Below are 18,706 nucleotides of genomic sequence, written 5' to 3'. Positions count from 1 at the left end.
TAATTTAAGTTTTTTCGTCAATGATACTAACAAATAAAGGGATTTCTACTCTATTTGATATATCAATTATTTTATCCTTATATATAACGTAATCTATATATAAATGAGGTAATTTATTTTTTACGCTTGTCATATGATCATTAAGCATTTTGATTGACTCATCTACTGAGATACCTTGAGTATTGTAATTAAGCAATAGTTGTATTAATAAGTGTCTTTTTGAGACCAGTAAAATATTATCTATATTTGTTAATTCCCATTTTATTTCTTTTACTTTAAAAGATGGATTAAGGGTAATAATAAGTTTTTCAAGTAGTTCAAATGGTAGTGGTACTGGTGCTTCTAGTAATTTGTCTATTACGTATAAATCAGCAAGGCTAGTAGTATTTTTAATATATGGATATTTATATTTTATATTATCATATTCTTGATTTGTGGCATAATATTTTTCATTAATAAAGTTAGTGTCTTTATAATTTATATCTGTACGATATTTCATAACACCAGCAGTAATTATTAGTGTTGCAAGTAATGCAGCAGATAATTTAAATGTTAAGCTTCTTATAATAGTTAGCTTTTTTATTGATTTTAGATAACTATTAGAAGCAGGAAAATTTTTATGTTTGATAAGTAATTTACTGATATTTGTATCTATAAGTCGAGTATTCTCTAAATTCGGTTCGTTTAATATGTTATCAACTGGAACAAAGATTACACGATAATCTTCAAAGCTTATAGGCTCTAATAAAGATTTTAATTCTTTATCTACTATAAGAATAATGCAAACTTCTTTGTTAAGATTATTTATGTAGTTTTTAAATAATATTAAACAGTCATTAATTTCCTGTTCTATAATACCTTGAACATAGCTAGCTGTCTTATCAAATGGATATTCAAAATTTCTAATAGTAATTATATTATTTTTATGTTTGATAATGAACTTTATACCGCTAGCTTGTGTTGCAAATGCACAAATTTGAAAATAATTTGCATATTTATTATTTTCTACATTTTGAACTATTTTATTGATAATAACTTGTAGTTCTAGTGTTAAAAAATACATTCCTTTAAAATTAAACAATCTATTTTCTATTACGCATGAAACTATATCACTTAAAGGAGCTTTTAAAGGAGATGACATAATTAAAAGCGACCAAATCTCGCTTGGTTGAGAAGTAACCTCATAAACACAATGAGCTATAATATCTTCTTTTTCAAAATATCCTACAATAAATTGCTCAATAGGATCTATTTTGACTATAGATTGCAATATTGGCAACTGATCATGACGCATCTTGCATTCAGTATTATCAAGTAAAAAGTAAATATCGCTTTTGGAAAATTTATTAAAAAAATTTTTATATAAGCTTAAATCAATTTGTTTTTCTTCCTTATAAGGAATAAATAATTTATCTAATATTTTATCCCCAAGAAAAGCACTAAGAAAAATGCCTTTATTGCCTAATAAAACTACAATATTTTTTTTCAGTTTAAATAAGTCAAAAATATTTTTCATGAATATTTTTTATAAATTAAGTTTATTTTGATTATAATTCATTATATATAATTAATTTTTATACTTATTATAATATATATGTCTAAATTTACCACCGAAGAAATTAGAAGTAAATTCATATCTTACTTTAAAGCAAATAATCATACGCATGTAAGTAGTAGTCCGCTCATTCCGCATAACGATCCGAGCCTTATGTTTGTTAATTCTGGTATGGTGCAGTTTAAAAATGTCTTTACTGGGCAAGAAAAAAGACCATACGACAAAGCAGTAACCAGTCAAAAATCGCTGCGGGCAGGCGGAAAACATAATGACCTTGAAAATGTCGGCTATACTGCAAGACATCATACATTTTTTGAGATGCTCGGTAATTTTTCTTTCGGTGATTATTTTAAAGAGCAAGCTATATATTATGCTTGGAATTTACTGACTAAAGAGTTTGAATTGCCTAAGGATAAGCTTTATGCAACAGTTTATCACACTGACGATGAAGCAGCTTCTTATTGGAAAAAAATAGCAGGGCTTTCGGATGACCGCATAATCAGAATTAAAACGAATGATAATTTTTGGTCAATGGGTGATACTGGTCCTTGCGGTCCTTGCTCCGAAATATTTTATGATCATGGTGAGCAAATATATGGTGGGTTACCTGGCACCAAAGACGAAGATGGTGACCGCTTTATTGAAATCTGGAATATGGTATTTATGCAATATGAGCAGATTGATAAAGATACTAGAATAGAGTTGCCGAAGAAGTCTATTGATACCGGCATGGGTCTTGAACGTATGACAGCTGTTCTTCAGCACGTTAATAACAATTATGATATAGATCTATTCCAAGAAATAATTAGTTTCACAGAGAATATATTGAAAGTGAAAATAGAGGCAGAAGCAAAATTCTCATATCGCGTTATTGCTGATCACTTAAGAGCTTGTAGCTTTTTGATAGCTGATGGGGTAGTGCCGTCAAATGAGGGACGTGGTTACGTGCTACGCCGCATTATGAGAAGAGCTATGCGTCACGCTCATATACTCGGGTCAAAAGAGCCGCTAATGTATAAGTTACTGCCGAAACTTGTTGATTTAATGGGTAATACATACCCTGAGCTTAAACGAGCAGAAAGCTTTATAAGTAGTATATTGGAGCAGGAAGAAATTAGATTTAAAACTACTTTAGAGCGGGGTTTAAAATTACTTTCTGAAGAAACAGAAAATCTAAATGCAGGCGGTAGATTATCAGGTGAAGTAGCGTTTAAGTTATATGATACATATGGATTTCCTCTTGATTTAACCGAAGATATTTTAAAGAATCGTAATATTGCTGTTGATCATCAAGGATTCGAGCAGCAAATGCTAGAGCAAAAAGAGCGTGCTAGAAAATCTTGGCTTGGATCGGGTGAATCTAAAACCGATCAGCTATGGTTTGATATTAAAGCAAAATATGGCAGTACGAAGTTTTTAGGCTATAATCTTAATGAAGCTGATGGAAAAATAGTTGCTTTAATTAAAGATAATGCTTTAGTAAACGATATTAGCGAAATAGATACGCAGTTTCTCTTAATAGCTAACCAAACACCTTTTTATGGTGAGTCAGGTGGGCAGATGGGCGATATCGGAGTAATTAAAACCCCAAATTGTGAGATAGAAGTAGTCGATACTCTAAAATATTTAGGTTCTATCATAGTTCATAAATGTATATTGAAAAAAGGTAAGGTTACTACGAATGAAAATACTAATTTTAGTATTGATGTTAAATATAGGCAAAATTTAAGAATTCACCATTCGACAACCCATTTGCTTCATGCAGTATTGCATCAGGTACTTGGCAAGCATGTTACGCAAAAAGGATCACTTGTTGCTACTTCTTATTTGAGATTTGATATTAGCCACCCTAAAACTTTAACTCCTGAAGAAATTATTTTAATTGAAGATAAAGTAAATGAGATTATTAGAGATAACCACGAAGTAGATACTACGCTTATGTCTACTGAAGATGCTGTAAAACAAGGAGCTATGGCATTATTTGGCGAGAAATACGATTCTGAAGTTAGAGTAGTTAAGATGGGCGAAACTTCGCTCGAGCTATGTGGCGGTACGCATGTCAGGCATACTGGCGATATTGGTTGTTTTAAAATTACCAGCGAATCAGCTATTGCAGCAGGTATTCGTAGAATCGAAGCAGTTTGCGGTGAGTTTGTAATTAAGCTAATTAGGGAAAAAGAGGGGCTACTTAAAAATATAGAAAATAGCCTAAAGACTAACAAAAATGAGCTTGTCAGTAAAGTTAACAATATTTTAGAGCGTAATAAAGAGCTTGAAAAGGAGTTAGAAAAAACTTATTTAGCTAGTTTAGATTTAAGCGTCGAGCAGATTGAAAAACAAGCCGAAAAGATCAAGAAAATTAAGTTAATTTATCGTCATGTAGAAAATTTAGATAATAAAATTTTGCATCAAGCTGCCGAAAATTTAGCTAAAAAAGCAGAAGATTTAGTAGTGGTGTATGTTGGAAATAATAACTCTAAATTGTCCATTACTATAGCAATAAGTAAGACTATAACAGATAGAATTAATGCAGGTATAATTGCAAAAGAGCTTTCACTGTTTTTAGGTGGCAGCGGTGGTGGTGGACAGCCTTCCATTGCCCAAGCTGGCGGAAATGATTTAAGCAAACTATCAAAAGTAAAAGAAAAGCTACAAAGCTTACTAGATGCTTAATATAACTTTTAATTAAAAAATAATATTATTGTTATACTGTTAGTAGAAAATGTATATAGTGCGTTTATAGTTTTTTAACTTGGACTCGGGACAGTCAATTTTGCAAGTTTCGCCTGTGCTCACGTATTAAGTATACGTTCCGCAGTCTCACTTTTAAATTAACTGTCCCGAGTCCAAGTTAATTCACTATATATTAATAGTAAGCAATTATAAGTGTCTAAAAAGCCTAAACACGACGAAATTATCCGAAGTGCGTTTGAAAATCCTTTCGTTTCTAAAGAGTTTTTTCAAATGCATTTATACTCGATGAACTTCAAAAATTGGCGTTGTCGTTCTATAAGATCTGCGGTACTCACGTATTAAGTAACTGCTTCCGTTCCTCGCCTTATGAATTTCTAACTCTTTTTGAAGTTGATCTTCGTATATTGCACTTTATGGATATTTTATTAATAATAGACGGTAGACGAAGTTTTATTTGGAAAAGAGCAAGGCGGTTTGAAGCTGATAACCGGAGCGTACAAAAAGTACGTTAGGATTATCAGCAAAAGACTTTGTCGCCAATTTTTCAAATTAAATGAGTATACAGCTGATCTTTTGCCTAAATTCGCTAAAGTTGATATTGGTATTGAGCATATAGAACTAATTTTATGCTACACTTTGACCAGAATTAAGCAAGGTGATATAATAGAAGTAGAAAAACTACTTAAATCAAAATTAAACCCTAAAAAAAGAGAAAACGTGATGAAAAGTATAGCTCACCATTGGATGCAACAAGGCTAGCTAATGTTAAAATTTTTATTAGTTTAAGTAAATAACGCATCTAGCGTGCCGTTTTCGGCAATTTTTTTACATTGTTCATATAAATCAAAATCGTCATTTAGTATATCGTCATAGTTTGTATATAAATAGTTAATAAACGCAATAGAATCTTTTAACGCTAACTGCACAGCTATATTATCTTTATCGCAACTCTCTATAATTTCAGGGAGTACAATATTTCTTGTCTTATCATAAACCATATTTCCTGCTTCTTGTACGCAAGTTTTAAGTTTTTGCATGAAAGAACTAGGTTGAGAGGTCTCTTTAGAATTTATTATTTCGTTTTTACGTGCATGGGTTATAATGATAGCTATTTTTTTCAAAATATCGTCTAGATCTTGTATTCCAACTTTACGACGAAAAATATCATTTATAATAATTATATTATTCTTATGCTGTATATTCTGTTTTGCTTCTAACCACCTGCAAATTACCCCTTCTAATGTATCGATTATAGCTCCAATAACAGGGATGGTTTTAAAAGGTTTTATAAATAACTTTATCATATCATTTTTTGAGCTGATATTATTCTTAAAGAACTCGGTTTCTGCAATACAACAAGCAGCTATAATTTTTGTTATGCTCCAATGAAATGTACTCCAATAATTGTATGATGGAGGATTGTTTTGCTTTAATTTTTCAACTTCCCTATTGATTTCTGCTTTATTTATAATTCCACCATCTTTTAATAGATTCTCATGTGCATTTAATCGGATATTTACCTCAGTACCTAACAATTTAAAATTAGAAGTTTCTAACTCTACTTTCTCATTTTGGATTATTTCCATTATATCTTGAAAAAATCTCTACACTTTTCATTTACTAGTTGCCATTCATTGAAGTTAAAATATTCAGAACTCTTAACAAAGCACTGAATGAATTTTTTGGATTCTAATTCTGTAAATATTTGTTTTATTGTTGTTTTGTCAATTTCAGTGGGATAAATAGCTGCTACTTTCTCAAAATTATTATTATTAAACTTATATATTAGATGGTTTCCAAAAACGTTTCTTTTTTCTAATAATATTATGGCATTATCCTTAATATCTCTTATGTAAGATAAAAGAGGTACTGCGGTGGAAAGCTTCGCTTTTTCATTTGTTATACTATTTACGTCCATAATATCACTCGCCGCTATCTTAAGCCCTAATCCTTTATTTTGGCAAAACTTACGCTATGTTTGGTTCTAAATATCGTAAAGATGGAGAACGCAGCTGTTGTTGCATATAGTCATCTAAAAGCCCTAACTTTATTTGGTAAACCGTTTTACCGATTGTATTTGCAGTCCTTTTGAGAAATGCCCAAACTAAAAATGCACAACTAATATGATTACGTTGAATACGCTGTTTCCTGCATTGACAACGTTCTATCCCAGTAAGTTGCTTAATTTCTCTGTGCATGCTCTCAATTACCCATCGAAAGCCACACTCATCTTGTGCAGCTTTAGAAGATTTGTGAGTTTTGTTATTGGTAACAACATACTCAACTCTGTTGGTAGGAACAGTAAATTTAAACAAATTAACATGCTTATTTTTAGCAAAGCCTTTTATATGAATCTCTACTCCATGCCTGATCTCTTCATCTGAAAATGTCAACTCTTTTACAGCTTTATAAGGTTTAGAATCGTGCGTTTTACTAACGTTTCTATTGGCTTTAATAGGGGCATAATAATATTTCCCCAGAGAGTCAACATGTTGCATAATTTTGTGTGTAGAATACCATGTGTCAAAAAGTACTGTTTGAAAAGGAATCTTCTTGCTATAAACAGCATTATTTAACATGTTTAATAGGTGTTCTAGTTTTGTTGCTCCATCATGATCAGGTGCAAAAATTCGATAATCTATTACCCAAAACTTATTAATATCAGGGTTATAATATACCAGACTCACTACTCCTATACCTTTAGTAACTCTACCTGTAGCTCCACTGTACTGCGATCTTGCAATTTCTATTTGCTTCGTATTCCTTTTATTTAAAACCGTATCATCAAATATTGTATATCCATTAGATGAAAAAATAACATCATTCTTGATGTGTTCCCATAACAAAGAAGGTGTATATTTTTTATTCCTTAAAAATCTATTAATAACATCATGACTACATTTCTTTGCATGTTCAGCGTAGTAGGTTAAACTATAATTCTTTTGGCTAACTATTAAAAATTGACAATAATCTGTCCTATTAATTGGTATTGCTTGCAACTTTATCCTCTTTGACATGTTTAATTATTTTTACAATAATTTATCACTTTTTTACTCATAGCGTAAGTTTTGCTGTCTCAAACCTTATTACCTCTTCTGCTTGGGGTACCGGTTTTATACTCCTTAAGTAATCTCTAAGCTGGGTTATTCCGCCTTTATATCCCCCAGCTCCTTTATCTCTTGAAACATTACAGTACCAGGCAAAACTACAGGGTAAGCTGATTTTATTCTATCCTCTAGGTAGTTCTTATATGGACCAATCTTAGTTGTTAACTGTGGTCTGTTCTTGTATTTAGGAGCGTCTTCATATTTTAAATACTTACGTACCGTATTTACTGATATACCTACTTCTCCTGCTATAGTTCTTAGGCTTTTACCTTGCTTATATAAAATCTTTATTTCCATTATTTGTTCCAGTATTAACATTCTTTTTTACCTCCTTATCAGGAGGATACACTATTAATACTGTATCAATTTTTATCCGTCGCCCTGTATCATTTTACTTCCGTTGCTAACACCAGTTGGCTTTTCTAATTTTTCATTGAACTTATTACGGAAATTATTAAATAAATAAGCAAAAACTTCTTTGTATGCGGAGGGGCATGAGATTCTGATTTAGGGGTTAATATTTCTCCAATATTAATATTTTCTAGCTTGGACTGAGCTGCGGCATCTCCTTTATTTTCTTTGTTAAATAAATCATTAAAATATTCTGGAAATTCACCTATATTATTTGAAAATGCAAGGACTAAGTAGAACAAAACCTATAAATTTTCTGCCCAAATTTCATTGGGGGTTTTATAACCAAAAATCTTTCTTGGCATGTTATTTAAAATCTCAGCAACATTGTCAAGACCTCTTTGTGTAACGGTAGTAATATCTGTATTTTTAGGTAAAATTCTATGAATCATAGAATTCATTTTTTCCACTAATGCTTTTTGTCTAGGGCGGTATGGATCACAAAAGAAAGTTTGAAACCCAGATAGTCTATAGGCAACATGCCCCACAAACTCTTTGCCATTATCCTTATGAAATGTAAGATCTGCCTCAAAATTCCCTACTTCTACCTTTTTCGTAGCTATTGCATCACGCTGATGTATTGAGATCCTTTGTGGTATAATGATCCTTTGACGCCTCTTCCCTCTTTCTTGCCTTTTATATCTTTTAGAAGGTAAATAGCTATATAACTTTAATTTAGCTGCTACTGCAGAAGTGTAAACAAATCTATATATACTTTCTGTACTGATACACAAAGCTGTATTTTTGTCTAGTTTTAACTTTCCGGCTAGCATCCGGCGACCATTTCTTGCGAATCATAGCATTTTTAATATAATCTAACAACATAGGGTTCTTTTCTATTTTTAATAACTCTTGCTGATACATCCTGTTTTCATATTTTTCCTGAGCAACACAAGGCATATACTTATCTTTTACCTTATTTCTTCAAAACTTACGCTATGTTTGATATAATTCCTATAAATTAAAGGATATTATAAAGTGATGCACTGTAAAAACATAGCTTTGTAGTAAGGGTTTTTAGCATATTTGCTATAACATAGCGTAAGTTTTGTCTTTTTAGCTCCATACTAATAGTGCTTTTAGACCTCGTAAGATGTTGTGCTATCTTATTAATACTGACTCCTAGGTCATACATTCTTTTTATCTCATATCTCTCTTCTCGAGATAAGTGTCTATATTTTCTGTTCATCATTACCTATTTAAAATCTTATTATTTTAAATAGGTTCTGTTCTACTTACTTATAGTATTTTCAATTTACTGTTTTCTCTATTACTCCTTTGTGTTCTTGCTTAGGACTTCTTATTACACTTTTAACCAACCACATAATATTTTACCTATAATATTTATCTCATTACAAATAAAATCATTTTTGATCTGTAAGTTGAATAAATAAATTAAAACTTACGCTATGAGTAAAAAAGTGATAAATTATTGTAAAAATAATTAAACATGTCAAAGAGGATAAAGTTGCAAGCAATACCAATTAATAGGACAGATTATTGTCAATTTTTAATAGTTAGCCAAAAGAATTATAGTTTAACCTACTACGCTGAACATGCAAAGAAATGTAGTCATGATGTTATTAATAGATTTTTAAGGAATGAAAAATATACACCTTCTTTGTTATGGGAACACATCAAGAATGATGTTATTTTTTCATCTAATGGATATACAATATTTGATGATACGGTTTTAAATAAAAGGAATACGAAGCAAATAGAAATTGCAAGATCGCAGTACAGTGGAGCTACAGGTAGAGTTACTAAAGGTATAGGAGTAGTGAGTCTGGTATATTATAACCCTGATATTAATAAGTTTTGGGTAATAGATTATCGAATTTTTGCACCTGATCATGATGGAGCAAGAAGATTCCTTTTCAAACAGTACTTTTTGACACATGGTATTCTACACACAAAATTATGCAACATGTTGACTCTCTGGGGAAATATTATTATGCCCCTATTAAAGCCAATAGAAACGTTAGTAAAACGCACGATTCTAAACCTTATAAAGCTGTAAAAGAGTTGACATTTTCAGATGAAGAGATCAGGCATGGAGTAGAGATTCATATAAAAGGCTTTGCTAAAAATAAGCATGTTAATTTGTTTAAATTTACTGTTTCTACCAACAGAGTTGAGTATGTTGTTACCAATAACAAAACTCACAAATCTTCTAAAGCTGCACAAGATGAGTGTGGCTTTCGATGGGTAATTGAGAGCATGCACAGAGAAATTAAGCAACTTACTGGGATAGAACGTTGTCAATGCAGGAAACAGCGTATTCAACGTAATCATATTAGTTGTGCATTTTTAGTTTGGGCATTTCTCAAAAGGACTGCAAATACAATCGGTAAAACGGTTTACCAAATAAAGTTAAGGCTTTTAGATGAATATATGCAACAACAGCTGCGTTCTCCATCTTTACGATATTTAGAACCAAACATAGCGTAAGTTTTGAAATATTAACACTACTTAAAAAATTTTCATAAATAAGTAAATTTACAACAAGAATTAGAGCGGGGAGTGTCATAGTGGGATTATGTCATTCCTGCGAAAGCAGTAATGACATATAAACGTACTAATCCTTAATAGTCTGAAGGGCTAGTTTGATTATTTTTGTGATATTAGTATTGGTATAGGTAGAGATTGGGAAAATTTCTTTACCGGTGATTTTTTGCAACTGAGCTGTTTTTTCTGCTATTTCCTCATCAGTCAAAACATCGATTTTATTAAGACAAATAATTTGGGTTTTATCTTTTAAATAATCTGAATAAGATTCAAGTTCCGTGCGTACTATATTATAATCAGCAACAACATCTTCGCTACTGCCGTCTATAAGATGAATCAGCACATTACATCTTTCAATATGCTTTAGGAATTTATCACCCAAGCCATGCCTTTGACTAGCTCCCTCTATTAAGCCTGGAATATCGGCTATAACAAATTCTTCATCATCAACATAGACTACTCCAAGATTCGGCACTAAAGTAGTGAAAGGATACTCGGCGATTTTAGGTTTAGCTGCCGATACTACCGATAAAAAGGTAGATTTACCGGCATTAGGAAGCCCCACAAGCCCAACATCCGAAAGGAGCTTTAGGCTTAGCTGAACCCACATTTCTTCAGCAATTTCGCCCTCTGTTCTACGTCTTGGTGCTTGATTGACTGACGTTTTGAAATGGCTATTACCAAGACCGCCATTTCCGCCTTTAATTATTTCAAAAGTCTGATCATCTTCGGTAAAATCATGCAGTAATATATCGCTATCTTCTGCAAAAATTTGTGTACCGATTGGCACATCAAGGGTTAGAGATTTACCTGATTTACCGCTTTTATTTGAGCCTTTACCATTTTCACCCCTGTCTGCGATAAAATGCTGCTTATATCTATAATTTACTAGCGTATTAAGATGGTGATTGCTTCTAAAAATAATACTACCGCCACATCCGCCGTCACCACCATCAGGACCACCTCGGTCAATAAATTTCTCACGATGAAAACTAACGCAACCATTGCCACCATTCCCACCTTTTATGTATATCTTAACTTCATCAATAAAATTCATATAACCTTTGTTGTAACTTTGTTAAGTAGTTTTAATCCACCTCTTTTATGTCATTCCCGCGTAGGCGGGAATCCAGCATAAAGCGAGATAACATCGAGCTTTTAGCTCTAAGAATTTACTGTATCTATGCTTTTTTTTCTGGATTCCCGCCTACGCGGGAATGACGTTAGAGCCATGCAACAAAACCGGCTTGTCCACAGAATGACAGGAAAAACGCATTATACCAAAATTTATCTCTCTTTAATAGTCTTATATTCTCTATTAACTTGACCAGTATAAAGCTGTCTTGGTCTGCTGATTTTCTGCTCAGGGTCTTCGTGCATCTCTTTCCATTGTGCCATCCAGCCTACTGTTCTTGCCGTGGCAAAAAGCACTGTGAACATCTGCGGGGGTATACCCATCGCTTTATAAATAATACCCGAATAAAAATCAACATTTGGATATAATTTTCTTTCAATAAAATACTCGTCTTTAAGAGCGATAGCTTCAAGCTCTATAGCTATTTGTAGTAACGGGTTGTTATCTAGCTGCCCTAATTCTTTTAACACCTCCTTGCAGGTCTCTTTAAGTACTGCAGCACGCGGATCATAGTTTTTATATACACGATGACCAAAGCCCATTAGCCTAAAATTATCATTTTTATCTTTAGCTTTAGCGATATATTTAGGTATATTCTCTACACTGCCTATTTCTTTCAGCATATTTATCACTGCTTCATTAGCTCCGCCATGAGCCGGTCCCCAAAGCGATGCAATACCAGTACTGACACAAGCAAAAGGGTTAGCTCCTGAAGAGCCGGCAATTCTAACTGTTGAAGTAGAAGCGTTTTGCCCATGATCAGCATGTAAAATAAATATCTTGTTTAGGGCATTCTTTATCACTGGATTTACTTTATATTTTTCACAAGGTGTGGCAAACATCATATGCAAGAAATTTTCAGTAAAATCTAAAGAATTATCGGGATAAACAAAAGGCTGACCTATAGAATATTTATAAGACATTGCAGCAATAGTTGGTATTTTAGCTATCATTCTAATAGCTGTAAGCTCATAATCTGCTTCTTTAAAAAAATTCAGTAAATCAGGATAAAATGCAGAAAGAGAACCAACCGCCGCAAGCATGATAGCCATAGGATGCGAAGAGCTGCAAAACGTTTGGAATAAATAATGTAATCTTTCATTAACTAACGCATGATGAGCAACCTTTTTAGTAAAATCATTATACTGCTTACTATTTGGTAATTCCCCATAAATCAATAAATACGCCACCTCTAAAAAGTCGCTTTTTTCGGCTAAATCTTTTATATCATAACCACGATGTCGCAAGATTCCTTGATCACCATCTATATAAGTTATAGTTGATCTACATGAAGCGGTAGACATAAAACCCGGATCGTAAGTAAAACAATCCGCTTCAGAATATACTTTACTAATATCAATTACATCCTGCCCAATACTTGCTTTCAGTATGGGTAATTTGAATATTTTATCTCTAATCTTTAATTCGGCAAATTCTGTATTATTATTTTCACTGGTCATATACACCCTTAATGTTGTTATATACTAGAAGTATAAACCTACTTTAAGAAAATGAGAAATTATTTTTATCTTTATGGGATTCTAAAGTATAGTATAAACTAAAAGCCGTAATACTTAAAAAATCATTCTTATAATTATGCCATTATACAATTTTATCTCTTGGTAAGATTTTTTATATATTTGTGTATCGATTAAACCGAGCAGATATAAAGTACCAAGTACTGTTGTCATAATAATACTATTTGGATTATTTAACAATTTACAAAACTTACGCTATGAGTAAAAAAGTGATAAATTATTGTAAAAATAAAAGTAATCCCCGCCGCAAGCAGCGGGGTATTTTAGAAGAAAGCTAGCTGATGATCCTCATGCAGTTTCTGATATTCCTTGCCTTGGTTTTTTACGTATTTTCCTATCATATTCTCATTTCCATGCTTACCTACCGTACTCGTAAAATATCCATCAGTCCAAAATTCTCCACCCCATAATTGTTTCTTTACCTGTGGACACTGTCTAAATATTTGACGAGCTGTAACACTTTTAATTGTTGTTACTATTTTTGTTACGCTATAGGTTGGTACAGATTGTACCAAAAAATGGACATGATCTTCATCAACCCCTATTTCTAAAAATTTTATTTGATATCTCTTTTCTATCTCTAAACATATTTCTCGTAATACTTGATCAACTGATACGTCAAACACTGCTCGGCGATATTTTGCTGGAAATACCATGTGATACAGCAGTACCGTAACATTATGACTTTTATGTATATATTTGCTCATTCCGCCATATTACGCCGCAAGCGGCGGGGAATATACCCAAAAGAGATTAAACATGTCAAAGAGGATAAAGTTGCAAGCAATACCAATTAATAGGACAGATTATTGTCAATTTTTAATAGTTAGCCAAAAGAATTATAGTTTAACCTACTACGCTGAACATGCAAAGAAATGTAGTCATGATGTTATTAATAGATTTTTAAGGAATGAAAAATATACACCTTCTTTGTTATGGGAACACATCAAGAATGATGTTATTTTTTCATCTAATGGATATACAATATTTGATGATACGGTTTCAAATAAAAGGAATACGAAGCAAATAGAAATTGCAAGATCGCAGTACAGTGGAGCTACAGGTAGAGTTACTAAAGGTATAGGAGTAGTGAGTCTGGTATATTATAACCCTGATATTAATAAGTTTTGGGTAATAGATTATCGAATTTTTGCACCTGATCATGATGGAGCAACAAAACTAGAACACCTATTAAACATGTTAAATAATGCTGTTTATAGCAAGAAGATTCCTTTTCAAACAGTACTTTTTGACACATGGTATTCTACACACAAAATTATGCAACATGTTGACTCTCTGGGGAAATATTATTATGCCCCTATTAAAGCCAATAGAAACGTTAGTAAAACACACGATTCTAAACCTTATAAAGCTGTAAAAGAGTTGACATTTTCAGATGAAGAGATCAGGCATGGAGTAGAGATTCATATAAAAGGCTTTGCTAAAAATAAGCATGTTAATTTGTTTAAATTTACTGTTTCTACCAATAGAGTTGAGTATGTTGTTACCAATAACAAAACTCACAAATCTTCTAAAGCTGCACAAGATGAGTGTGGCTTTCGATGGGTAATTGAGAGCATGCACAGAGAAATTAAGCAACTTACTGGGATAGAACGTTGTCAATGCAGGAAACAGCGTATTCAACGTAATCATATTAGTTGGGCATTTTTAGTTTGGGCATTTCTCAAAAGGACTGCAAATACAATCGGTAAAACGGTTTACCAAATAAAGTTAGGGCTTTTAGATGACTATATGCAACAACAGCTGCGTTCTCCATCTTTACGATATTTAGAACCAAACATAGCGTAAGTTTTGTTTATCCTCAACTAATGCTGTAATGGTTGTAGATGCATCCTTTGTTTGATTAACTAAATCTTGTAAAATAGAATATTCAAATGTATTTCTTTCTATTATTTTTAGTATAGTAAAATTATACTGTTTGCAGTAATTAGTAATAAGTTCTTTGCGACGTTTACGATTTTTGGAGTTTGAAAGAGGAGTAAGAAAGATTATTATTTTTTTAGTATCAGGCATATTATTTTCCCATATAGTTAAACTTAAAAAGTTTGAACCACCAAAGAATACAACCTTTGGTGGTCGGGGAAGTAAGAAAACCATCAACGACAGTCATCAAAACTTACGCTATGCTTGATATAATGCCCATGAATTAAGGGATATTATGAAGTGCTTCACTATAAAACATTGCTGTGTAATAAGAGTTTTTAGCATATTTGCTATAACATAGCGTAAGTTTTGTCATAATAGTTTTTGGGTTTAAACCTTGGACATGACTATTATAACCCCGACCATAATAAAGTCGAGATTATACCATTCTATGGTTGATATAATACTACGTTGATTAAGAGGTTCTTACGCCCCAAAATAGCATGAGCTATTTCGTTTAAGATTCTATATATAAACACCAAAAAGTCAATCAAGAACTGGATTATTATTTAGGTATTTTTTGCTCCAAATAAAGCTGCTTAATATCCTGTCGAACTTTTTCCCAAGAAACTAATTTACCCTGAGCTGCTTGATCTAAGCCTACTTGAATTTCTTTGTTAAGCCACATTGTATAGTTCTCTTTTTCTTTATATTTTTGTTTAAGAAATTCATCAATTAATAAACCCGAGTTAGTATTATATTGTTTTAATAAATTTGTTAAATTATGCATTATTTATCATATTTTTATATATAGTAAGCAACTAACATTTTATATATTCGTTTAAAGCTTTTTTAACTATTCCGTTTAAACTATCACCATGCTGCATAGCATATAAACTTACTTCTTTATGTAACTCAGGATCAATTCTAACATTAAAACTGCCTTTAAACGGTTTCTCCGGAGCTTTACCTAATATATTACAATCTTCTAGATAACTATCCACGGCTTCATGAAATGATTTTATTAAAGTTTTAGCATCTGAGGCTTCGTAACTTACTAAATCTCTTATAAATTCTATTTTACCAAAAAATATTTCTTCCGAAGCATTAAAATGCACTGACCCAAAATAACCTTTATAACTTATAAAATCGTTTTTTGTCATATTAACTCCTCTTCTTCTAATTTTTTAATTATTTGTTCAATTAGATATGGCTTTATAATTGGTTTGGGATGAGGTTTATGTAAGTTAATGATTAAACCAGTTTTTTTATTATAAAATTTTCTTCTAGAACCTCCTGTTTTACCTCCAGTAAATTCTTCAAATAATAGGCTACTTAATACTCTAGTTAATTCATCCCATGTAAAATCTTTAGGTTTTGATTTAAATCTTTTGATAAGTTTATCTATTGAACTCAAATAAAAGTAATCCCCGCCGCAAGCAGCGGGGTATTTTAGAAGAAAGCTAGCTGATGATCCTCATGCAGTTTCTGATATTCCTTGCCTTGGTTTTTTATGTATTTTCCTATCATATTCTCATTTCCATGCTTACCTACCGTACTCGTAAAATATCCATCAGTCCAAAATTCTCCACCCCATAATTGTTTCTTTACCTGTGGACACTGTCTAAATATTTGACGAGCTGTAACACTTTTAATTGTTGTTACTATTTTTGTTACGCTATAGGTTGGTACAGATTGTACCAAAAAATGGACATGATCTTCATCAACCCCTATTTCTAAAAATTTTATTTGATATCTCTTTTCTATCTCTAAACATATTTCTCGTAATACTTGATCAACTGATACGTCAAACACTGCTCGGCGATATTTTGCTGGAAATACCATGTGATACAGCAGTACCGTAACATTATGACTTTTATGTATATATTTGCTCATTCCGCCATATTACGCCGCAAGCGGCGGGGAATATACCCAAAAGAGATTTAATATTCTTTTCACTTATAAATTCATAATAATATATTTATTAGCATGAAGCAACTAAAATTAGTTACATAAAGAATAAAGATTTTGAGATTAACCCGTTACTAAATTCTTACTTTAAAGATAATCTTTGATCTTCAGCAAATCATACCAAGAAGTACGTTTTTGACTAGGTTGGCGGAGTAAATAGGCGGGGTGGAAAATCGCCGTAGTCTGGATAGGAGCGGCTAGATATTTATTGGTGTAAAAATAATATTCTTGTCTAATTTTAGTAATACCGGCATTTTTCCCAAGTAGACTAGTTGCAGCAGTGCTACCAACTAAAATAATGAGTTTTGGGTTAACTAAAGCAATATGTTTCTCAACAAAAGGTCTACAAATATCAACTTCCTCTAAAGTTGGCTGCCTATTGGCAGGTGGACGCCAAAACACTGTATTGGTAATATAAGCATTATCTTTTCGTGAAATTCCGATTGCACGCAGCATATTATCAAGTAAATTACCGCTTTCACCGCAAAAAGGTATACCTTTCAAATCCTCATTACTGCCTGGTGCTTCGCCTATTAACATAATCTTAGCTGCCGGATTACCATCACCAAATACAGTGTTAGTAGCAAGCTTCTTAAGGTCACAGCCATTAAAATTTAGTAGAGATTCTTTAAGTTCTGCTATATTATTGGCTTTATCGGCAAGTGATCTTGCAAGGCTTATATTATCATGTGTTTTACCGTTCATATTAAACCCGTTTTCTTTTTGAGGCGTAGGTTTTGCTTGTGGCTTTTCAGCCAATTTGGTATTATCGCTTACTTTTAATTTTTGCGGATGCTCTGAACAATAATATTCAATCCCAATTGCATTTAGCCATTTAAATGTATTATTCATTAAATAAATTAAATATGTTAAAATATTCTGTACCTACTGAACTAAGCGGCTTAAGGCTTGATAAAGCTTTATCTCAGCTTCTTGAAAATGTCTCACGCAACCAGATTCAAAAAGCAATTAAAAGTTCTTGTGTACAAATTAACAATGTGATTATTCTCGATTCTGATATTTTGGTCAAGGAGAATGATATTATATTATTTTCTTTCAAAGAACCGGAAGAGTTAACAATAGAAGCAGCTGACATAAAACTTGATATAGTTTATGAGGATGAAGATTTAATAATTATCAATAAAGCTGCCGGTATGACTGTCCATTCAGGGGCAGGACATCATGACGATACGCTTGTTAATGCCCTACTCCACCATACAAGAAACCTATCCGATATCGGCTCATCAGAAAGACCTGGCATAGTGCATCGTTTAGATAAGGACACAACGGGCTTGATGGTGGTTGCTAAAAATAATAAAGCACATATGTTGCTTGCCAATCAGATCGAACAAAGGCAGGTCGTACGTAAATATAAAGCTTTAGTGTGGGGCGTAATTAATCCGCTAGAGGGAATAATTAAGAATAATATAGGTCGCAGTCGAAGCGATCGACAAAAAATGACAATATTGAAATATGGCGGAAAAGAAGCCGTAACCTATTATAAAACTCTAGAGCTATTTTATGGAGGTAGCATTAGTATGGTAGAGTGCAAGCTTGCTACTGGCAGAACTCACCAGATTAGAGTGCAGCTAAGCCATTTAAAACATTCGGTGGTTGGCGATCAAACATACGGCAATAATGACCGAAAAATTAACCATGCTCCCCTTACGCTAAAGGCAAAATTATTAGATTTCAAACGCCAAGCTCTGCATTCTTGGTATTTAAGCTTTACCCATCCAACCAGTAATGAAGTTATGGAATTCTCTTGCGATTTGCCTGAGGATATGCAAGGGATTATAGTCACCGATGCATTACACAAATTTATTGAACTTAAAAAACAAGCTCCTTTGGGTAATGTAGAAGATATTTTAGAAATGAAAAATCTAGGTAAAAAATAATTTAT

At 32.4% G+C, this 18,706-nt stretch carries 24 protein-coding genes; 6 read left to right on the top strand and 18 right to left on the bottom strand.

Annotation, left to right across the window (positions count from 1 at the left end; all coding sequences use genetic code 11):
• Positions 1-4: 4 nt before the first annotated feature.
• Positions 5-1,516 (bottom strand): hypothetical protein, encoded by a 1,512-nt coding sequence (locus AAGD55_RS01780; RefSeq protein ID WP_341791916.1) that lies wholly within the window; start codon positions 1,514-1,516, stop codon positions 5-7.
• 78 nt (positions 1,517-1,594) lie between these two features.
• On the opposite strand from AAGD55_RS01780, the gene alaS reads away from it, so the two are divergent.
• Positions 1,595-4,228: an alanine--tRNA ligase gene (gene alaS, locus AAGD55_RS01775; RefSeq protein ID WP_341791915.1), complete on the top strand. Its 2,634-nt coding sequence runs from the start codon at positions 1,595-1,597 to the stop codon at positions 4,226-4,228.
• Between the two features lie 594 nt (positions 4,229-4,822).
• Positions 4,823-5,008, top strand: a complete 186-nt coding sequence (locus AAGD55_RS01770) for a hypothetical protein (protein WP_341791914.1) — start codon at positions 4,823-4,825, stop codon at positions 5,006-5,008.
• Positions 5,009-5,031: 23 nt separating this feature from the next.
• Here AAGD55_RS01770 and AAGD55_RS01765 read toward each other — a convergent pair whose 3' ends face one another.
• From AAGD55_RS01765 to AAGD55_RS01730, 8 genes are all read right to left on the bottom strand, one after another.
• Positions 5,032-5,835, bottom strand: a complete 804-nt coding sequence (locus AAGD55_RS01765; RefSeq protein WP_341791913.1) for a hypothetical protein — start codon at positions 5,833-5,835, stop codon at positions 5,032-5,034.
• Positions 5,835-6,167, bottom strand: coding sequence for a hypothetical protein (locus AAGD55_RS01760; protein WP_341791912.1), 333 nt, complete (start codon positions 6,165-6,167; stop codon positions 5,835-5,837). Before AAGD55_RS01760 ends, AAGD55_RS01765 begins: the two co-directional genes overlap by 1 nt.
• 49 nt (positions 6,168-6,216) lie before the next feature.
• Positions 6,217-7,266, bottom strand: a complete 1,050-nt coding sequence (locus AAGD55_RS01755; RefSeq protein ID WP_341791911.1) for a transposase — start codon at positions 7,264-7,266, stop codon at positions 6,217-6,219.
• A 126-nt stretch (positions 7,267-7,392) separates the two neighbouring features.
• Positions 7,393-7,674 carry a helix-turn-helix domain-containing protein gene (locus AAGD55_RS01750; RefSeq protein WP_341791910.1) on the bottom strand — a complete coding sequence of 94 codons (282 nt, stop codon included), beginning with the start codon at positions 7,672-7,674 and terminating at the stop codon, positions 7,393-7,395.
• Between the two features lie 104 nt (positions 7,675-7,778).
• The gene (locus tag AAGD55_RS01745) at positions 7,779-8,009 is read right to left on the bottom strand and encodes a hypothetical protein (protein ID WP_341791909.1); all 231 of its coding nucleotides are present in this window, start codon (positions 8,007-8,009) and stop codon (positions 7,779-7,781) included.
• A 3-nt stretch (positions 8,010-8,012) separates the two neighbouring features.
• Entirely contained in the window at positions 8,013-8,540 is a 528-nt protein-coding gene (locus tag AAGD55_RS01740; protein WP_341791908.1) for a hypothetical protein, read from the bottom strand.
• Entirely contained in the window at positions 8,473-8,667 is a 195-nt protein-coding gene (locus tag AAGD55_RS01735; protein WP_341791907.1) for a hypothetical protein, read from the bottom strand. The genes AAGD55_RS01740 and AAGD55_RS01735 overlap by 68 nt, the downstream gene beginning before the upstream one ends.
• Before the next feature lie 61 nt (positions 8,668-8,728).
• Positions 8,729-8,959, bottom strand: coding sequence for a helix-turn-helix domain-containing protein (locus AAGD55_RS01730; protein WP_341791811.1), 231 nt, complete (start codon positions 8,957-8,959; stop codon positions 8,729-8,731).
• 258 nt (positions 8,960-9,217) lie between these two features.
• Between AAGD55_RS01730 and AAGD55_RS01725 the strand changes: the two genes are divergently transcribed.
• Together AAGD55_RS01725 and AAGD55_RS01720 are read left to right on the top strand one after the other, a co-directional pair.
• Positions 9,218-9,787: a hypothetical protein gene (locus tag AAGD55_RS01725; RefSeq protein ID WP_341791906.1), complete on the top strand. Its 570-nt coding sequence runs from the start codon at positions 9,218-9,220 to the stop codon at positions 9,785-9,787.
• Positions 9,688-10,218 carry a transposase gene (locus tag AAGD55_RS01720; protein ID WP_341791905.1) on the top strand — a complete coding sequence of 177 codons (531 nt, stop codon included), beginning with the start codon at positions 9,688-9,690 and terminating at the stop codon, positions 10,216-10,218. Before AAGD55_RS01725 ends, AAGD55_RS01720 begins: the two co-directional genes overlap by 100 nt.
• Positions 10,219-10,345: 127 nt before the next feature.
• Here the strand turns inward: AAGD55_RS01720 and obgE are convergent, their stop codons facing one another.
• The 3 genes from obgE to tnpA (AAGD55_RS01705) form a co-directional block, all read right to left on the bottom strand.
• A complete protein-coding gene (gene obgE, locus AAGD55_RS01715; protein ID WP_341791904.1) occupies positions 10,346-11,332 on the bottom strand; it encodes a GTPase ObgE in 987 nt (328 codons plus the stop codon).
• Between the two features lie 230 nt (positions 11,333-11,562).
• Positions 11,563-12,870, bottom strand: a complete 1,308-nt coding sequence (locus AAGD55_RS01710; RefSeq protein ID WP_341791903.1) for a citrate synthase — start codon at positions 12,868-12,870, stop codon at positions 11,563-11,565.
• A gap of 341 nt (positions 12,871-13,211) precedes the next feature.
• Positions 13,212-13,655 (bottom strand): IS200/IS605 family transposase, encoded by a 444-nt coding sequence (tnpA, locus tag AAGD55_RS01705; protein ID WP_341790826.1) that lies wholly within the window; start codon positions 13,653-13,655, stop codon positions 13,212-13,214.
• On the opposite strand from tnpA (AAGD55_RS01705), the gene AAGD55_RS01700 reads away from it, so the two are divergent.
• Complete coding sequence (locus AAGD55_RS01700; protein ID WP_341791902.1) at positions 13,648-14,757, top strand: transposase; 1,110 nt, start codon at positions 13,648-13,650, stop codon at positions 14,755-14,757. The genes tnpA (AAGD55_RS01705) and AAGD55_RS01700 overlap by 8 nt on opposite strands.
• Here the strand turns inward: AAGD55_RS01700 and AAGD55_RS01695 are convergent.
• The 6 genes from AAGD55_RS01695 to AAGD55_RS01670 form a co-directional block, all read right to left on the bottom strand.
• Entirely contained in the window at positions 14,737-14,982 is a 246-nt protein-coding gene (locus AAGD55_RS01695) for a hypothetical protein (protein ID WP_341791901.1), read from the bottom strand. The two genes, AAGD55_RS01700 and AAGD55_RS01695, sit on opposite strands and share 21 nt — an antisense overlap.
• Before the next feature lie 415 nt (positions 14,983-15,397).
• Complete coding sequence (locus tag AAGD55_RS01690; protein ID WP_341791900.1) at positions 15,398-15,622, bottom strand: hypothetical protein; 225 nt, start codon at positions 15,620-15,622, stop codon at positions 15,398-15,400.
• Positions 15,623-15,653: 31 nt separating this feature from the next.
• Complete coding sequence (locus tag AAGD55_RS01685; RefSeq protein ID WP_341791899.1) at positions 15,654-15,995, bottom strand: type II toxin-antitoxin system HicB family antitoxin; 342 nt, start codon at positions 15,993-15,995, stop codon at positions 15,654-15,656.
• Positions 15,992-16,249 (bottom strand): type II toxin-antitoxin system HicA family toxin, encoded by a 258-nt coding sequence (locus tag AAGD55_RS01680; RefSeq protein WP_341791898.1) that lies wholly within the window; start codon positions 16,247-16,249, stop codon positions 15,992-15,994. The genes AAGD55_RS01685 and AAGD55_RS01680 overlap by 4 nt, the downstream gene beginning before the upstream one ends.
• Positions 16,250-16,284: 35 nt before the next feature.
• Positions 16,285-16,728: an IS200/IS605 family transposase gene (gene tnpA / locus AAGD55_RS01675; protein WP_341791841.1), complete on the bottom strand. Its 444-nt coding sequence runs from the start codon at positions 16,726-16,728 to the stop codon at positions 16,285-16,287.
• A 162-nt stretch (positions 16,729-16,890) separates the two neighbouring features.
• Positions 16,891-17,655: a uracil-DNA glycosylase family protein gene (locus tag AAGD55_RS01670; RefSeq protein ID WP_341791897.1), complete on the bottom strand. Its 765-nt coding sequence runs from the start codon at positions 17,653-17,655 to the stop codon at positions 16,891-16,893.
• A 14-nt stretch (positions 17,656-17,669) separates the two neighbouring features.
• On the opposite strand from AAGD55_RS01670, the gene AAGD55_RS01665 reads away from it, so the two are divergent.
• A complete protein-coding gene (locus AAGD55_RS01665) occupies positions 17,670-18,701 on the top strand; it encodes an RluA family pseudouridine synthase (protein WP_341791896.1) in 1,032 nt (343 codons plus the stop codon).
• Positions 18,702-18,706 lie beyond the last annotated feature (5 nt).

Source organism: Rickettsia endosymbiont of Gonocerus acuteangulatus (assembly GCF_964026435.1).
GTDB lineage: Bacteria > Pseudomonadota > Alphaproteobacteria > Rickettsiales > Rickettsiaceae > Rickettsia.
The sequence above is the reverse complement of the archived record's forward strand: the minus strand, read 5'-3'. Positions and strand labels throughout refer to the sequence as shown.

Bases quoted from the DNA above. Each gene is read 5' to 3' on its own strand.
- AAGD55_RS01780 (WP_341791916.1), bottom strand. From the start codon at position 1,516: ATGAAAAATATTTTTGACTTATTTAAACTGAAAAAAAATATTGTAGTT.
- alaS (WP_341791915.1), top strand. From the start codon at position 1,595: ATGTCTAAATTTACCACCGAAGAAATTAGAAGTAAATTCATATCTTAC.
- AAGD55_RS01765 (WP_341791913.1), bottom strand. From the start codon at position 5,835: ATGGAAATAATCCAAAATGAGAAAGTAGAGTTAGAAACTTCTAATTTT.
- AAGD55_RS01760 (WP_341791912.1), bottom strand. From the start codon at position 6,167: ATGGACGTAAATAGTATAACAAATGAAAAAGCGAAGCTTTCCACCGCA.
- AAGD55_RS01755 (WP_341791911.1), bottom strand. From the start codon at position 7,266: ATGTCAAAGAGGATAAAGTTGCAAGCAATACCAATTAATAGGACAGAT.
- AAGD55_RS01750 (WP_341791910.1), bottom strand. From the start codon at position 7,674: ATGTTAATACTGGAACAAATAATGGAAATAAAGATTTTATATAAGCAA.
- AAGD55_RS01740 (WP_341791908.1), bottom strand. From the start codon at position 8,540: ATGCTAGCCGGAAAGTTAAAACTAGACAAAAATACAGCTTTGTGTATC.
- AAGD55_RS01735 (WP_341791907.1), bottom strand. From the start codon at position 8,667: ATGCCTTGTGTTGCTCAGGAAAAATATGAAAACAGGATGTATCAGCAA.
- AAGD55_RS01730 (WP_341791811.1), bottom strand. From the start codon at position 8,959: ATGATGAACAGAAAATATAGACACTTATCTCGAGAAGAGAGATATGAG.
- AAGD55_RS01725 (WP_341791906.1), top strand. From the start codon at position 9,218: ATGTCAAAGAGGATAAAGTTGCAAGCAATACCAATTAATAGGACAGAT.
- AAGD55_RS01720 (WP_341791905.1), top strand. From the start codon at position 9,688: ATGCAACATGTTGACTCTCTGGGGAAATATTATTATGCCCCTATTAAA.
- obgE (WP_341791904.1), bottom strand. From the start codon at position 11,332: ATGAATTTTATTGATGAAGTTAAGATATACATAAAAGGTGGGAATGGT.
- AAGD55_RS01710 (WP_341791903.1), bottom strand. From the start codon at position 12,870: ATGACCAGTGAAAATAATAATACAGAATTTGCCGAATTAAAGATTAGA.
- tnpA (WP_341790826.1), bottom strand. From the start codon at position 13,655: ATGAGCAAATATATACATAAAAGTCATAATGTTACGGTACTGCTGTAT.
- AAGD55_RS01695 (WP_341791901.1), bottom strand. From the start codon at position 14,982: ATGCCTGATACTAAAAAAATAATAATCTTTCTTACTCCTCTTTCAAAC.
- AAGD55_RS01690 (WP_341791900.1), bottom strand. From the start codon at position 15,622: ATGCATAATTTAACAAATTTATTAAAACAATATAATACTAACTCGGGT.
- AAGD55_RS01685 (WP_341791899.1), bottom strand. From the start codon at position 15,995: ATGACAAAAAACGATTTTATAAGTTATAAAGGTTATTTTGGGTCAGTG.
- tnpA (WP_341791841.1), bottom strand. From the start codon at position 16,728: ATGAGCAAATATATACATAAAAGTCATAATGTTACGGTACTGCTGTAT.
- AAGD55_RS01670 (WP_341791897.1), bottom strand. From the start codon at position 17,655: ATGAATAATACATTTAAATGGCTAAATGCAATTGGGATTGAATATTAT.
- AAGD55_RS01665 (WP_341791896.1), top strand. From the start codon at position 17,670: ATGTTAAAATATTCTGTACCTACTGAACTAAGCGGCTTAAGGCTTGAT.